The organism is Agromyces salentinus, assembly GCF_009749395.1.
GTDB lineage: Bacteria > Actinomycetota > Actinomycetes > Actinomycetales > Microbacteriaceae > Agromyces > Agromyces salentinus.
Window position 1 is genome coordinate 501,421 of sequence record NZ_WBIR01000001.1, and the last position, 14,218, is coordinate 515,638.

Here is a 14,218-nt window from a genome sequence, read left to right on the forward strand (position 1 = left end):
CCGGTTCCGGCCAATCTCACATGGCCGGAATGGGCCAGCGCCCGGGCGGGTGGACACGCCTGAGGTCGGACACCCGACGGCGCCTCGAGCCTCAGATGACCTCGTTGCGCAGCGCCCACGCTGCTGCGGCGGTGCGCGAGGGAACGTCGAGCTTCAGCCGGATGTTGGCGATATGGCGGTGCACCGTGTGCGTGGACAGCATGAGCCTCGCCGCGATCTCACCGTCGGTGCGTCCCATGGCCACCAGCCGGAGCACCTCTCGCTCGCGATCGGTCAGACGCGCGGAAGGCGAGCCGGAACGGGCTCCGGTAGCGCCACCCGCGTCACCGCGTGCTCCACCGCGCGCCGGCTCGGGCTCGACCGGGGCGCCGAGGAATGACAGCGTCGCGCGCACCACGGCGTCGGCGTCGCCGCGCCACGGGAAGTGGTCGTCGCCCTGGAGTTCGACGAAGCGGGAGCCGCGGATGCGGCGGGCGAGGTCTTTGCCGAGGGCGTACGGGATGGCACGGTCGCTGCGACGGTGCAGGACGAGGGTGGGCGCGAGCACGTCGCCGAGGTGCCCCGTCGCGTCGAAGTCGTAGACCGCCCGCAGGGACGCGAGCGCGACCTCCCTCGAGGCCGAGCGCCGCTGGAACTCGACGAACTCCGCCCGCTCCTCGGCCGTCGCGTCGGGCAGGAAGAGATCGGCGAGCACCCGTGAGCCGAGGCCCCAGTGCTGGTCGATGACCCCGAGCATGGCCTCCCGGGCGGCCGGAGGTGCGAGGTCCGCACCGCGGGCGTACGCGCCGTAGAGGACGAGCGCGTCGACCCGATCGGGATGCCTCGCGGCGAAGAGCGAGGCGACGCCCGCGCCCGAGGATGCCCCGAAGAGCGCCACCCGTCCCGGCGCGGCCTCGTCGATGAGCGCCTCGAGGATCTCGAACTCCTCCTCGAGGGAGCGTGCGGGCAGCCCGCCCCGGTCGGATACCCCGGTGCCGGGCCGGTCGTACCGGATGACGGTGCGATGCCGCGCAAGTGCCGACGTGAACCGGCGGAAACCGGCGTTGCGCCAGTCGAGCTCGAGGTGGCTCGACCACCACCCGCCGATGACGAGCGGGGGGCCATCGCCGACGGCCGCCCACGCGATGGAGGCGCCGGCATGGTCGGCGTAGCGGACGACCTGATCCTCGGGATCCACGGCCCGAGTCTAGGGCGGCACCCCTCCGTCCGTGCGGGCGGGCCGTGGCGATGCATCCGCCCGCCGTGTCCGTCCGGCGTATCCAGGCGTGGCGCAGGGGTGTCGTACAGGGTCGCGACATACCGTCGAGGGGATGCCGAACCCCACGCACACCCGAGCCTTCCGCCGCCGCCGAGCCCTGGTGCTCGTCGCGGTCGCGACCGCCCTGTCCCTGCTCTGCGGATTCGTCGCCATCGGCTGGGCGTCCTCGGTCCCGTCGTCCCAGGGCTCGACTGGCCGCGGCGAGGACACCACGACGGTCGAGGCCGGCACCGCGGACGCCGCCGAGGACACCGGCGCCCAGCTCGACTGGGCCTCGCTGAACCCCGCCGTGACCGCGCAGATGACCTACGTGCAGGAGCACTGGGACAGCACCGAGAGCGAGGAGTACGGCTTCATCGAGGAGAACGACTGCATGGCGTTCACGAGCCAGTCCCTGCTCGCCCGCGGCTGGATCGAGGACGACGAGTGGTGGTACGCCGTGGGCGACGGCTACACGAGCGCGCCGGCGTGGCGCAGTTCCACCGCCTTCATGGAGTACCTCGAGGAGCACCCGGAGAAGGCGACGCCGCTCACCGACGCCCAGCGCGACCAGGTGAAGGTCGGCGACGTCGTGCAGTTCGACTGGGACCTCTCCGGCGACCGGGACCACACGGGCATCGTGACGGCGATCGTCGTGGGCGATGACGGCGCGATCGACATCGAGTACGCGGGCCACACGGACCCCACGTGGGACCGCTCGGTCGACTGGTCGATCACCGAGCAGCATCCGGGCGCCTCGGCGACCTACTGGAGCATCGCCGACTGAGCCGGCCCGCCTGACCCGTCAGCGGATGGCGGCGAGCTCGCGCTCGAGGGCGTTCGCGTAGGCGCCGACGATCGGCGTGCTGCGCGCGCCGAGCCAGATCGCGATCTCGGTGCCGCCCTCGGGGCGCATCCACTCGTCGAGCCAGGCGTCCACCGCGGTCACGAGCGCCTCGCCGCGGGGCACCACGGTGCCGGAGCGGTGCTCGCGGAACACCCAGTGCACGGCGATGCCCGCCGGCGCCTCGATCGGCGCGATCTGCATGGCGTTGACCGCCTCGATCAGCACGATGCCGGTCGCGTTCGGGGCGCAGTCGGCGAGCCGCGACCGGATCGACGCCACGTCGCCGGTGTCGCCCGCGAAGAGCATGGTCGGGCCCGGCGTGCGCGGTCGCATGCGGCTCACCATCGGGGCACCCCCGCCGTACGGACGGAATCGGCCGAGATGAGGGTGAGGGAAGGCATGCGCACGGGTTCATCTTAGGTAAGGCTTACCTCCTCGGCAAGGCCGACCGGGCAAGGTCACAGGTTCCGGATGCCGCGATCCGGACGGACGACCGGTGCGCCGTCCTCGAGGGGCTGGCGGATGTCGGTGGGCCGGCGTAGACCGGACGCATGGAGATCACGCACCTCAATCCGGAATCGATGCACTCCAGCCCGGCCTTCAGCCAGGGAGTGCTGGTCAGCGGACCGCACAGCACGCTGTACGTGGGCGGTCAGAACGGGCGCAATCCCGACGGCAGCGTCGTCGAGGGGGGCCTCGGACCCCAGACCGTCAGGGCGCTCGAGAACGTCCTCACCGTCCTCGCCGAAGCCGGCGCCGACCAGACCAACGTCGTGTCGATGACCATCACGCTCGCAGGCGGCGCCGACGCGAACGAGGGCTTCGCCGCATCCGCGGAGGTCTGGGGCCGGCATCGCACGACGGTGCAGGTGAACCAGGTCGCGGCGCTCGCGAACCCCGAGTTCCTCGTCGAGGTGAGTGCGGTGGCCGTGCTCCCGGCCTGAGCGGCGGGTCCGGCCAATCCGCCAGGGCGCCCGCGTCGAACCACCTTCCAGCGGGAGAACGTCCCGCATGCGACGGAGGCCGACATGGAGCACCCTGCACAGCAGCCCGATCGACCCGGCGCACGGCGAACCGGCGCGGGGCGCCTTCGCTGGTGGTCGCTCGCGGCGCTCGCAGGCGTCGTCAGCGCCGGGGTGTTCCTGGCCGCCGCGGAGCTCGTGGCGTTCCTGGTCGCGCGCGACGGCAGCCCGATCCTCGCGGTCGGCGCGTTCGTCATCGACATCGTGCCGCAGTGGGCGAAGGAACTCGCGATCGAGTTGTTCGGCGCCAACGACAAGATCGCGCTGCTCGGCGGGCTCGGCCTCGCGGTGCTCGTCGCATCCTGCATCTCGGGCATCCTCCAATTCGTGCGTCCACCGCTCGGTGCGGTGGCGCTCGGCCTCGCGGGCGCGCTCTCCCTCGCCGCGATCGTCACGCGCACCGGTGCGACCGCCTTCGCCTGGCTCCCGCCGCTCGTCGGCACGGCCGCCGGCATCGTCGTACTGCACCTGCTCATCCGACGCCTCCGCGCCTGGCACGCCGCGACCGTGGACGCCGTGGTCCCTGGCGGCGCCGCGAGTGGCGGCGGCACGGCCCTCGGTGGCGGCGCGACCCCGACGCCCCCCGATCCCGGCGCACGGGCGAAGTCCGACGCGGCCGCGGCATCCGTCGACCGGCGCGGGTTCTTCGTGCTCGCCGGCATCGCCGCGGCATCCGCCCTGGTGGTCGGCGTGGGCGCCCGCGTCGCCGGTGCCGCGACGAGCTCGATCGCCGCGGTCCGTCGAGCGCTCAAGCTGCCGGCACCGAACTCGACGGTCACGGTCCCCGAGGGGGCCGAGCTGGACATCCCGGGCATCACGCCGCTCTACACCCCGAACGGCGACTTCTACCGGGTCGACACGGCGCTCACCGTGCCGTCGGTCGATCCGGGAACCTGGCGGCTCGTCGTCGACGGCATGGTCGGCCGCCGCGTCGAGCTGAGCTTCGACGACCTCGTGGCGATGGGCCTCGACGAGTACTCCATCACGCTGACCTGCGTCTCGAACGAGGTCGGCGGGGACCTGCTCGGGACGGCCAAGTGGCTGGGTGTCCCGGTGCGCGACGTGCTCGCGAAGGCGATGCCGGGTGCGGATGCCGACATGGTGCTCTCGCGGAGCGTCGACGGGTTCACCGCGAGCACGCCGCTCGCCTCCCTCACCGACGACGGGCTCGATGCGATCCTCGCGGTCGGCATGAACGGCGAACCGCTCCCCCTCGAGCACGGCTTCCCGGTGCGCATGGTCGTGCCCGGCCTCTACGGCTACGTCTCGGCGACGAAGTGGCTCTCGGAGCTCAAGGTCACGCGTTTCGACGCGGAGGAGGCCTACTGGACGCCGCGCGGGTACAGCGCGAAGGCGCCGATCAAGCTGTCCTCGCGCATCGACACCCCGCGCCTCGACAAGGCGGTCGATCCCGGACCCGGCGTGATCGCGGGCGTCGCGTGGGCGCAGACCGTCGGCATCGACCGGGTGGAGGTCAAGATCGACGACGCCGACTGGCAGCCCGCGACCCTCTCCAACCCCGTCAACGCCGACACGTGGGTGCAGTGGTTCCTGGAATGGGAGGCCACGAGCGGCACCCACAACGTGACGGTGCGGGCCATCGATCGCGACGGCAACCTGCAGGTCGAGGAGCGCGCCCCGATCGCGCCCGACGGCTCGACCGGATGGCAGCGACGGCTCGTGCGCGTGAGCTGAGGTCGCGACGCACGGGGCGCGACGCGACGGCCCTGACGCCGCGGGTCGCGGGTCGCGGGTCGCGACATCCGCTCGTCCCTGACAGCATCGAGGGATGAGCAGCAAGCGCATCCTCTTCATCGGCGGCAGCGGCATCATCAGCTCGGCCTGCGTGGCCAGGGCGGTCGAGCTGGGGCACGAGGTGACCGTCCTGAACCGGGGGTCGTCGTCGACGCTGCGCCCGTTGCCGGCAGGCGTGCGGGCCGTCACGGCCGACATCCGCGAGCCGGCGTCCGTGCGCGCCGCGCTCGGCCGCGAGACCGGCGCCGGGCTCGAGTTCGACGTCGTCTGCCAGTTCACGGCGTTCACCCCCGAGCACATCCGCACCGATCTCGAGCTGTTCGAGGGCCGCGTCGGCCAGTACGTGTTCATCAGCAGCGCCTCGGCGTACCAGACGCCGCCGAGCCGGCTTCCGGTGACCGAGTCGACCCCGCTCGTGAACCCCGAGTGGCAGTACTCGCGCGACAAGATCGCGTGCGAGGACGTGCTCGTCGAGGCGGTGCGGGAACGCGGATTCCCGGCGACCATCGTGCGGCCGTCGCACACGTACGACCGCACGTTGCTGCCCACGCTCGGCGGCTACACGGACATCGCGCGGATGCGCGCCGGCAAGCCGGTGCTCGTGCACGGCGACGGCACGAGCCTCTGGACCATCACGCACCACCGGGACTTCGCCGTCGGGTTCGTGGGCCTGCTCGGCAACCCGTTCGCGATCGGCGACGCGTTCCACATCACGGGCGACCACGCCCCGACCTGGAACCAGATCTACGGCTGGCTCGCCGAGGCGGCGGGGGTCGCCGACCCCGAGTTCGTGCACGTGGCATCCGAGACCATCGCCGCCGTGCACCCCGAGTGGGGCCCCGGCCTGCTCGGCGACAAGGCGCACTCGATGGTGTTCGACAATGCGAAGGTCACGGCGCTGGTGCCCGGGTTCGCGACGACGATCACCTTCGACGAGGGCGCGCGCGAGATCATCGACTTCATCGATGCGACGCCGGAGCTGCAGCGCGTCGACCCCGAGGCGGATGCCGCGTTCGAGCGCATCCTCGCGCTGCCACGCCGGTAGGCCCGGCCCCACCGAGGCCCGCCGTCCGGCCGTACCGCCCCCGCGGGCTACTGGTTCGAGAACGCGGCGTCGAAGGACGCCGTGGGCTTGGGCCAGAGGAGCGAGCGGATGAATCCGACGGCCTCCTTCGCGCCGTGGAGCCGGTCCATGCCGGCGTCCTCCCACTCCACCGAGATGGGCCCGGTGTAGCCGATGGAGTCGAGCGCGCGGAACGAGTCCTCCCACGGCACGTCGCCGTGCCCCGTCGAGACGAAGTCCCAGCCGCGACGCGGGTCGCCCCACGGCAGGTGCGAGCCCATGACACCGGCGCGCCCGTTGCGCGGACGCATCCGCGTGTCCTTGCAGTCGACGTGGTAGATGCGGTCCTGGAAGTCGAGGATGAAGCCGACCGGGTCGATGTTCTGCCACATCATGTGCGACGGGTCCCAGTTGAAGCCGAAGGCCTCGCGGTGCCCGATCGCCTCGAGCGTGCGCACCGAGCTCCAGTAGTCGTAGGCGATCTCGCCCGGGTGCACCTCGTGCGCGAACCGCACGCCCTCGTCGTCGAACGCGTCGAGGATCGGGTTCCAGCGGTTCGCGAAGTCCTCGAAGCCGCCGTCGATGACCGACGCCGGCACGGGTGGGAACATCGCGACGTAGGGCCAGATCGACGACCCGGTGAATCCGACGACGGTGTCGACGCCGAGCTTGCGCGCGACCCGCGCCGAGCGGCGCAGGTCGTCGGCCGCCCGCTGGCGGACGCCCTCCGCCTCGCCGTCGCCCCAGACGTACGGGCGCAGGATGGCCTCGTGCCGGAAGTCGATCGGCGCATCGCAGACCGCCTGCCCCGCGAGGTGGTTGGAGACCGCGTAGACCTCGAGCCCGTGCCGCTTCAGGATCTCGCGGCGCTCCTCGAGGTAGCCGGGCTCCTCGTCGGCGAGCTTCAGGTCGAGGTGGTCGCCCGAGCATGCGATCTCGAGCCCGTCGTACCCCCACTCGGCGGCGAGCCGCGCGACCTCCTCGAACGGGAGGTCGGCCCACTGGCCGGTGAAGAGCGTGACCGGGTGGCCGCCGTCGGCACGGCCGGCACGGTTGGTCGCGGCATCCGTCATCGTGGTTCCCTTTCGTCCTGCAGTGCGGTGAGGTAGCGGATGCTCCGCTCCGCGAGCGCGTCCTGCGACGGCGCGAGCGGGCGCCACACGGACGCCGCCACCGCGATGGTGTCGTTCTCGCCCGTGAAGCTCTCGAGCCCGAGCGGGCCGTCGTAGCCGACGTCGTCGAGCGCGTCGAGGAAGGCCGGCCAATCGATATGGTCGTCGCCGACGGCGCCGCGGTCGTTGCCGCAGACCTGGACGTACGCGAGGTGTTCCCCTGCCGCGCGCACGGCCGCGCCGATGTCCTTCTCCTCGATGTTGAGGTGGTAGCTGTCGAGCGCGAGCCCGAGGCCCGGACCGAGCAGCGGCCCGAGCGCCTCGAGGGCCTGGTCGACGGTGTTCACGAGGCTCGTCTCGTACCGGTTCAGCGGTTCGATGGCGAGCCGGATGCCGCTCCGCTCGGCCGCGCGGACGACGGGGGCGAGGCTCGCCCGCAGTTCGACGTAGCGCTCTGCGCGCTCGACGTCGTCCATGCGCCACGTGCGCCCGGTGGACGCGGTGAAGGGCCCGGCGACGATCGAGGCGCCGAGGCGCTCGGCGACGCCGACGCAGTGCACGAGGTAGTTCTGGGTGGCCACGACCTCGGAGCCCGGGGCGGCCACGAGGTTGCGACCCGGGCCCATCGCCCCGACGACGACCGGCGCGAGCCCGTGCTCGGCGAGCACGTCGGCCGCGGCATCCGCCGACCAGTCCCCGGGCTGCTCGACCGGCAGCTCGATGGCGCCGAAGCCGAGGCCCGCCGCCTTGGCCGCGATCTCGCGCAGCGAGGCATCGTCGAGCGGCGAGGTCCAGACCCAGGTGTTGACGCCGATGGTGCGGCGCATGCTGCCTCCTTGCGAGCGTGCGGTCGGTGGTCGTGCGGTCGAGCGGAGTGGAACGAGCGTATCGAGACCCGGCGACGCCCCTGAGGGGAGCATCGTCCGGGCCTCGATACGGCGCTGGCGCCTACTCGACCACCGGCATCCTTACGGGATGATCCGGTCCTGCCAGACCTGCGGGTAGCCGGGAAGGTCCTCTCCGCCGAACTTGGCGTAGTGGCCGTCGGGCATGCCGTCGTTCGCCTCGAGGTACTGGTCGACCTCTTCCGCGGTGATGGGGCTCTGCGGGAGCACCCACTCCTTCGGGATCTCCTCACCCGCGAAGATCTTCTGCGCGGCGAGGAGCGGCGTGCGCCACTGGAAGTTCGAGTACACCGGTGCGAGACCGGTGAGGCCCGTGTCCTTCCACTTGCGGAGGAAGCTCATCTCGTCCTCGCCCGTCATGACGGGGTAGTCGGCGCCGGCGTCCTCGAACGCCTCGATGGCGGCGACGGCACCGTCACCGGCGTCCATCCAGATGCCCTGGACGTCGCCCTTGGCGAGCTCGTCGGAGATGATCTTCTTGATCTCGGCGGGGTCGGCTCCCGTGAAGTAGTCGACCGCGTCGATGCCCGCCTCGTCGAACAGCTTCTCGGCTGCCGCCCAGCGCTGCTCGAGCACGTCGACGCCCGGCAGGATGCGGAGCGCCACGACCTTGTCGCCCTCCTCGAGTTCGTCGATGAGGAACTCCGCCGTGTCGATGCCCCACGCGAATCCGCCGATGGGGTGGATGAACGTGACGGGGCAGTCGGTCTGCACGCCGCGGTCGAAGACCACGACGGGCTTCCCGGTGTCGCACGCTCGCTCGACCGCGGGCGTCATCGCTGCGGTCGAGTTGGGCGAGATGAGGAAGATGTCGCAGTCGCCCTCGGTGATGAAGTAGTCGATGTCGGCGATCTGCGTGTCATCGGAGTCCTGCGCGTCGCGCGTCTCCATCTCGGAGATCACGCCGGCCTCCTGCAGCACCTCCAGCTGCTGGTTCATGGTGATCCAGCCGGTCTGGCGCCACGGGTTGGAGATCGACGCGTTCGCGAAGCACGCCTTCTTGGCGCCTTCGCTCGCGAACTCGGCCGTGTCGATCATCTCGGCGTTGATGTGCTGGAGCCACGGCTCGCCTTCGGGCCCTTCGGGCACGACCTCACGCTCCGCGTCCTGCTTGTCGAACAGCTCCTGGTCGAACCACTCGACCGCCTCCTCGGTGGCAGCGGCGTCGTCCGACGGCGCGGCCACGTTGGGGTCGGTGGTACAGCCGGCGAGCGTGATCAGCGCGAGAGCGCCGACCATGGCGGATGCCACAGTGAACCTGCGTCGCATCACGAACCTCCCTTGGTTTCGTTGTCAGCCCTCTGCGTCGAGGGAATGGGTGCAGGGCGAGCCGAAACCGGGTTCGGATCTGGCTCCTTCGCCACGGGTGGTGCGGGCGAAGTCTGGTCCACGGGAGCTGCCTCCGGTGGGATCGTGCCGGTCGGCGAGGCCGCCGCCGGAGTCTCGAGGGCGCGGCCGCGTCGGCGGGCGCGCACGGTCGTGGCGGCGTACGCCACGGCGAGGATGATGATGAGGCCCTGGACGGCGTCGCGATAGGTCGAGGGCACCCCGGCGAAGTTCAGGAGCGTGAAGAGGGCTTCGAGGGCGAAGGCTCCGGCCGCCGCCGCCACGACCCAGCCGCGCCCGCCGCCGAGCACCACGCCGCCGAGCACGACGGCCGTGATCGCCGTGAACTCGTAGCCGCGGCCGACGCTCGGGTGCACGCCGGCGTAGCCGACGAGGAGGATGCCGGCGACCGTCGCCGACAGCGACGAGATGATGAACGTCGACGTCTTCACCCACCAGTTGCGGGCGCCGGCGTACCGGACGGTCGTGGCGTTGTCGCCGAGGGCGATGATGGTGCGGCCGAAGGGCCGGCGTGCGAACCAGACCGCGAGGGCGAGCACGACCGCGAGCACCACGACCGACCACGGCAGGATGTCGATGACGGGGAGGTCGCGGATGCCGCCGCGGCCGATCTCGCGGAAGGCGTCGGCCGGGTTGCCGGTGGCCGCGCCGCCGGTCCAGTAGAGCACCCCGCCGAGCAGGGCGAGCATCATGCCGAGGGTCACGATGAAGCTCGGCACCCGGAGGAAGGACACGATGAGGCCGTTCACGAGGCCGACGAGCGCCCCGAACACGAACATGAAGATCGTGACGGGCACGATCATGGCGTCGTCCTGGCCGATGAGGTTTCCGGCGATCACCACCTGGGCGGTGACGACCGAGCCCATGGACAGGTCGAACTCCCCGCCGACGATGACGAAGTACTGTCCGATCGCGACGATCGCGATGGGCGCGACGCGCTGGATGAAGCGGATGAACTGACCCGGCTCGGCGAACGAGGGGTTGAGGATCGCGATCATGACGAGCAGCACGATGAGCAGCAGGAACACGGCGCCGCGCGGGCTGATGAGGGTGCGCCCGAGGTTCGCGAGCCGGTCGAGCGTCGAGGGCTGGTGGGCGGTGGACGTGCTCATGCCTTCGCCTCCGATCGGTCGGGGTTCTCGGATGCCGCGGCGGGGCCCGCCTCGGCGGCGGTCGGCGGGTTCGCCGATGGTGGTTCGGATGCCGCGGACCCTGGCCCGAAGCGCGGCCGGCGCCGGTCGAGCCGGCGGCTCGTGTACACGGCCACGGCGGCGACGATGACGACGCCGCGGACGACGTCCTTGAGGAACGGGTTGACCTGCATGACGCTCATGACGTTGTCGACGACCGCGAAGATGGCGACGCCGCCGATGGTGCCCCAGATCGAGCCGCGCCCGCCCATGAGCAGGGTGCCGCCGAGCACCACGGCCGCGATCGAGAGCAGGTCGTAGCCGCCCTGCGTTCCGACGGTGGGGCTGCCGACGCCGAGCCGGCTGGCGAGCAGGAGCCCGGCGAACGCCGCGGTGACCGAGCAGAGCACGTGGGCCACGATGATGGGCCGTGCCGTGCGGATGCCCGAGAGCCTCGCGACCTGCTCGTTGCCGCCGACGGCGAACATGTGGTTGCCCGTACGGGTGCGGGCCAGGAAGAACGCCCCCAGGATCGCGACGACGAGCATGAGGATCGTCGAGACGGGCACCGGTCCGACGCCGGTGGCGCCGAGGAGCTGGAACTCCCACGGCACCTCGCCGCTCGTGCCCTTGTAGTTCGAGTCGAGGTAGCCCTTGATGATGAGGCCGGTGCCGAGGGTGGCGATGAAGCCGTTGACCTTGAGCTTGGTGACGATGAGGCCGTTCACCAGGCCGATCGCCGCGGCGACGACGATGACGGCGAGCACCGCGACCGGGATGTTCGCGGGGTTGCCGGCCATGAGGTCCGCGGCGATGAGGCTCGACAGGCTGACCACGTACGGCACCGACAGGTCGAGCGAGGCGCAGAGGATGACGAGGGTCTGGCCGATCGCGACGAACCCGAGCACGCTCATGCCCGTGAGGATGTCGCGGATGTTGCCGGCGCTGAAGAAGTTGCGGCCGACGCTCGCGACGAGGATCGCGCCGATCACGATCACGGCGATGAGCGCGATGCCGACGATGAGGCTGGAGTCGAGCCGGCGCGGGCGCCTGGTGGGCGCGGGTCGGGTTGCGGTGGTCGAGCTCATCGGATCTCCTCACCCTCGACGCGGAGGGTCCCGGTGGCGGCCGAGAGGATGGTGGCCTCGTCGCTCCTGGCGGGCAGTTCGGTGGACGCCCGCCCGTCGTGCATGACGACGATGCGGTCGGACATGCCGATGACCTCCGGCAGCTCCGACGAGATCATGAGCATCGCGACGCCCTCCTTCGCGAGCCGGCGCATGAGCTGGTAGACGGCGACCTTGGCGCCGACGTCGATGCCGCGCGTCGGCTCGTCGAGCAGCACGACCCCCGGCTTGGTGGCGAGCCACTTCGCCAGCACGACCTTCTGCTGGTTGCCGCCGGAGAGGTACTGGACCTCCTGGTCGAGGCCCTGCGAGGCGACCTCGAGCGAGGAGAGCACGCCCGGCAGCTCGCGGCGGACCTCGCGGGTGCGCCTGGAGAAGACCGAGCGGATGACGAGCAGGGCGTTGTCGCCCACGGACTGGTTGAGGGCGAGGCCCTGCGCCTTGCGGTCCTCGGTGATGAGCGCGACCCCCGACTTCACGGCCTGCCGCGCACCCGTCATGTGCACGACGGACCCGTCGAGGCGCATCTCGCCGCGGGTGAAGGGGGTGATGCCGAAGATCGCCTCGAGCAGTTCGGTGCGGCCGGAGCCCTGCAGCCCGGCGACGCCGACGATCTCGCCGGCCCGCAGCTCGAGGTCGATGCCGTCGACGTAGGCGTTGCCCGCACCGCGGAGCGCAAGCCGCGGCTCGCCCAGGACCGTGCCCTCCTCGGCATCGGGGAAGTAGGCGGAGATGGGTCGGCCGACCATGCGGCGCACGAGCTCGTCGGTGTCGAGCTCGGAGGCCGGCCCGGTCGAGACGAGGGCGCCGTCCTTCAACACCGTGATCGTGTCGCAGAGGTCGAAGATCTCCTTCAGGCGGTGCGAGACGTAGACGATCGCGACACCGCGCTCGGCGAGCCGGCGCACGATCGTGTAGAGCAGGGCGACCTCGTGGTCGGCCAGCGCGGCCGTGGGCTCGTCCATCTGGATGACCCGCGCATCGACCGAGAGCGCCTTCACGATCTCGACGATCTGCTGCTCGGCGACGGTGAGCGTGCGCACCGGGGCATCCGGGTCGATGCCGTCGATGCCGAGCTCGGCGAGCAGCTCCCGGGTCTCGCGGGTCATCGCCTTGCGGTCGACGAGGCCGCGACGCCGCGGTTCGCGGCCGAGGAACACGTTCTGCGCCACGGTGCGTTCGGGCAGCAGGTTGAACTCCTGGAAGACCGTCGCGAGTCCGGCGCGCGCCGCCTCGACGGGGTGCGAGAAGCGCACCTCCTCGCCGCCGAGCGTGATGGAGCCGCCGTCGCGCTCGTAGACGCCCGCGAGGATCTTCATGAAGGTCGACTTGCCCGCGCCGTTCTCGCCGACGAGGCCGTGGACCTCGCCGCGCCGGAGCGTGAGCCCGACCCCGTGCAGCACCTGCACGCCGAAGAAGGACTTCTCCAGGCCCGTGGCGACGAGCACCGGCCCGCCGTCGAGCACCGCGGCGCCGCCGGCGCCGGTCTGCGACTGTTCCGCGTTCACGCGGCCACCTCCGTCCAGTTGCCGCTCGCCGCAGAGGCGAGCACGGCCTCGGTCACGCGCACGGCGCGCAACCCGTCATCGAATCGCGGCAGTCCCTCTGGTCGATCGCCGCCGATCGCGGCATAGGCGTCGGCCACGAACGCGTTGAAGGCGTCCTGGTAGCCCATCGGATGCCCCGCCGGCACGATCGAGAGTCGTGCGGCGTCGTCGGCGAGCCTGGCCTGGTCGCGCTCGATCACGCTCGACGCGTCGGTGCGGCCGATCCAGAGCGTCTCGGGTCGTTCCTGCTCGAAGCGCACGCTGGCCTCGGTGCCCGAGAGCTCGATGGTGAGCGCGTTCTTGCGGCCGGGTGCGACCTGGGAGACGAGGAGCGTGCCGACGGCGCCCGACTCGAACTCGACGACCGCGGCGACGAGGTCCTCGGTCGCGATGTCGTCGTGCCGGGCGCGTGCCTCGTACACGGTGCGGGACGAGGCGTTCAGGCGGCGGATGCGCTCGCCCGAGACGAACTCGAGCAGGTCGACGAGGTGCGAGCCGATGTCGGCGAAGGCGCGCGACGGCCCGCCCAGGGCCGTGTCGACGCGCCAGTCGTCGTCGAACGGCGCGCTGAGCCAGTCCTGCAGGTAGGCGCCCTGCACGCTGAGCAGGCGTCCGGCCTCGCCCCTGGCGATGCGGGCGCGCGCCTCGCGGGCCATCGGGTGGAAGCGGTAGACGAACGGAACGGCGGCCACGAGGCCGCGCTCGTCGGCGAGGGCGGCCAGCGCCGCGGCATCCGCCGTCGAGGTCGCGAGCGGCTTCTCGCAGATGACGTGCTTGCCGGCCTCGAGGGCCGCGCGGGCGATCGCCGCGTGGGTCGTGTTCGGCGTGCAGACATGCACCACGTCGATCTCGGGATCGGCGAGCAGGGCCTCGACCGAGTCATAGGAGGACCCGAGGCCGAGACGACGGACCGCGTCACGAGCCCGGTCGGCGGTGGATGACGCGCCGCCCCGGAGCTCGGCCTGCGCGGCGCGAGCGGCCCTGGAGTGCACGGCGGCCATGAAGCCGCCGCCGACGAAGCCGGCACGAAGTGTGCGGGTCGGGGCCGTGACGTCCGTTGTCATAGTCGCCATGCTGACATAGGTCCGTCACCTTTTGCTAGTCCTTCGTCAAAAGTTGGCTGAGT

13 protein-coding genes are annotated in these 14,218 nt (G+C 71.5%); 4 read left to right on the forward strand and 9 right to left on the reverse strand.

Going from position 1 to position 14,218, the window contains the following annotated elements:
• Positions 1-91: 91 nt before the first annotated feature.
• Positions 92-1,177 carry an alpha/beta fold hydrolase gene (locus tag GQQ95_RS02375; protein ID WP_157426009.1) on the reverse strand — a complete coding sequence of 362 codons (1,086 nt, stop codon included), beginning with the start codon at positions 1,175-1,177 and terminating at the stop codon, positions 92-94.
• A 133-nt stretch (positions 1,178-1,310) separates the two neighbouring features.
• Between GQQ95_RS02375 and GQQ95_RS02380 the strand changes: the two genes are divergently transcribed.
• On the forward strand, positions 1,311-2,024 hold the full coding sequence (locus tag GQQ95_RS02380) for an amidase domain-containing protein (protein ID WP_157426010.1): 714 nt from the start codon (positions 1,311-1,313) through the stop codon (positions 2,022-2,024).
• Positions 2,025-2,042: 18 nt separating this feature from the next.
• Here GQQ95_RS02380 and GQQ95_RS02385 read toward each other — a convergent pair whose 3' ends face one another.
• Positions 2,043-2,417, reverse strand: coding sequence for an SIP domain-containing protein (locus GQQ95_RS02385; RefSeq protein ID WP_170296933.1), 375 nt, complete (start codon positions 2,415-2,417; stop codon positions 2,043-2,045).
• 218 nt (positions 2,418-2,635) lie between these two features.
• On the opposite strand from GQQ95_RS02385, the gene GQQ95_RS02390 reads away from it, so the two are divergent.
• The 3 genes from GQQ95_RS02390 to GQQ95_RS02400 all read left to right on the forward strand — a co-directional run bounded on the left by GQQ95_RS02390 (position 2,636) and on the right by GQQ95_RS02400 (position 5,906).
• A complete protein-coding gene (locus GQQ95_RS02390; RefSeq protein WP_157426012.1) occupies positions 2,636-3,028 on the forward strand; it encodes a RidA family protein in 393 nt (130 codons plus the stop codon).
• Between the two features lie 84 nt (positions 3,029-3,112).
• Complete coding sequence (locus GQQ95_RS02395) at positions 3,113-4,801, forward strand: molybdopterin-dependent oxidoreductase (RefSeq protein WP_157426013.1); 1,689 nt, start codon at positions 3,113-3,115, stop codon at positions 4,799-4,801.
• Positions 4,802-4,895: 94 nt separating this feature from the next.
• Positions 4,896-5,906: an SDR family oxidoreductase gene (locus tag GQQ95_RS02400; RefSeq protein WP_157426014.1), complete on the forward strand. Its 1,011-nt coding sequence runs from the start codon at positions 4,896-4,898 to the stop codon at positions 5,904-5,906.
• Positions 5,907-5,953: 47 nt separating this feature from the next.
• Here the strand turns inward: GQQ95_RS02400 and GQQ95_RS02405 are convergent, their stop codons facing one another.
• From GQQ95_RS02405 to GQQ95_RS02435, 7 genes are all read right to left on the reverse strand, one after another.
• On the reverse strand, positions 5,954-6,997 hold the full coding sequence (locus GQQ95_RS02405; protein ID WP_157426015.1) for a sugar phosphate isomerase/epimerase family protein: 1,044 nt from the start codon (positions 6,995-6,997) through the stop codon (positions 5,954-5,956).
• Positions 6,994-7,863, reverse strand: coding sequence for a sugar phosphate isomerase/epimerase family protein (locus tag GQQ95_RS02410; protein ID WP_157426016.1), 870 nt, complete (start codon positions 7,861-7,863; stop codon positions 6,994-6,996). The genes GQQ95_RS02405 and GQQ95_RS02410 overlap by 4 nt, the downstream gene beginning before the upstream one ends.
• Before the next feature lie 141 nt (positions 7,864-8,004).
• On the reverse strand, positions 8,005-9,210 hold the full coding sequence (locus tag GQQ95_RS02415) for a substrate-binding domain-containing protein (protein ID WP_157426017.1): 1,206 nt from the start codon (positions 9,208-9,210) through the stop codon (positions 8,005-8,007).
• Positions 9,210-10,400, reverse strand: a complete 1,191-nt coding sequence (locus GQQ95_RS02420) for an ABC transporter permease (protein WP_157426018.1) — start codon at positions 10,398-10,400, stop codon at positions 9,210-9,212. The genes GQQ95_RS02415 and GQQ95_RS02420 overlap by 1 nt, the downstream gene beginning before the upstream one ends.
• Positions 10,397-11,506, reverse strand: a complete 1,110-nt coding sequence (locus tag GQQ95_RS02425; RefSeq protein ID WP_157426019.1) for an ABC transporter permease — start codon at positions 11,504-11,506, stop codon at positions 10,397-10,399. Before GQQ95_RS02425 ends, GQQ95_RS02420 begins: the two co-directional genes overlap by 4 nt.
• Positions 11,503-13,053, reverse strand: a complete 1,551-nt coding sequence (locus tag GQQ95_RS02430) for a sugar ABC transporter ATP-binding protein (RefSeq protein ID WP_246205144.1) — start codon at positions 13,051-13,053, stop codon at positions 11,503-11,505. The genes GQQ95_RS02425 and GQQ95_RS02430 overlap by 4 nt, the downstream gene beginning before the upstream one ends.
• The gene (locus GQQ95_RS02435) at positions 13,050-14,156 is read right to left on the reverse strand and encodes a Gfo/Idh/MocA family protein (protein ID WP_157426020.1); all 1,107 of its coding nucleotides are present in this window, start codon (positions 14,154-14,156) and stop codon (positions 13,050-13,052) included. Before GQQ95_RS02435 ends, GQQ95_RS02430 begins: the two co-directional genes overlap by 4 nt.
• Positions 14,157-14,218: the final 62 nt, after the last annotated feature.

What these genes read in the sequence shown, in the direction of transcription:
- GQQ95_RS02395 (WP_157426013.1), top strand. Translation starts at nt 3,113, where the DNA reads ATGGAGCACCCTGCACAGCAGCCCGATCGACCCGGCGCACGGCGAACC.
- GQQ95_RS02385 (WP_170296933.1), bottom strand. Translation starts at nt 2,417, where the DNA reads ATGCGACCGCGCACGCCGGGCCCGACCATGCTCTTCGCGGGCGACACC.
- GQQ95_RS02380 (WP_157426010.1), top strand. Translation starts at nt 1,311, where the DNA reads ATGCCGAACCCCACGCACACCCGAGCCTTCCGCCGCCGCCGAGCCCTG.
- GQQ95_RS02390 (WP_157426012.1), top strand. Translation starts at nt 2,636, where the DNA reads ATGGAGATCACGCACCTCAATCCGGAATCGATGCACTCCAGCCCGGCC.
- GQQ95_RS02405 (WP_157426015.1), bottom strand. Translation starts at nt 6,997, where the DNA reads ATGACGGATGCCGCGACCAACCGTGCCGGCCGTGCCGACGGCGGCCAC.
- GQQ95_RS02425 (WP_157426019.1), bottom strand. Translation starts at nt 11,506, where the DNA reads ATGAGCTCGACCACCGCAACCCGACCCGCGCCCACCAGGCGCCCGCGC.
- GQQ95_RS02435 (WP_157426020.1), bottom strand. Translation starts at nt 14,156, where the DNA reads ATGACAACGGACGTCACGGCCCCGACCCGCACACTTCGTGCCGGCTTC.
- GQQ95_RS02410 (WP_157426016.1), bottom strand. Translation starts at nt 7,863, where the DNA reads ATGCGCCGCACCATCGGCGTCAACACCTGGGTCTGGACCTCGCCGCTC.
- GQQ95_RS02420 (WP_157426018.1), bottom strand. Translation starts at nt 10,400, where the DNA reads ATGAGCACGTCCACCGCCCACCAGCCCTCGACGCTCGACCGGCTCGCG.
- GQQ95_RS02400 (WP_157426014.1), top strand. Translation starts at nt 4,896, where the DNA reads ATGAGCAGCAAGCGCATCCTCTTCATCGGCGGCAGCGGCATCATCAGC.
- GQQ95_RS02415 (WP_157426017.1), bottom strand. Translation starts at nt 9,210, where the DNA reads ATGCGACGCAGGTTCACTGTGGCATCCGCCATGGTCGGCGCTCTCGCG.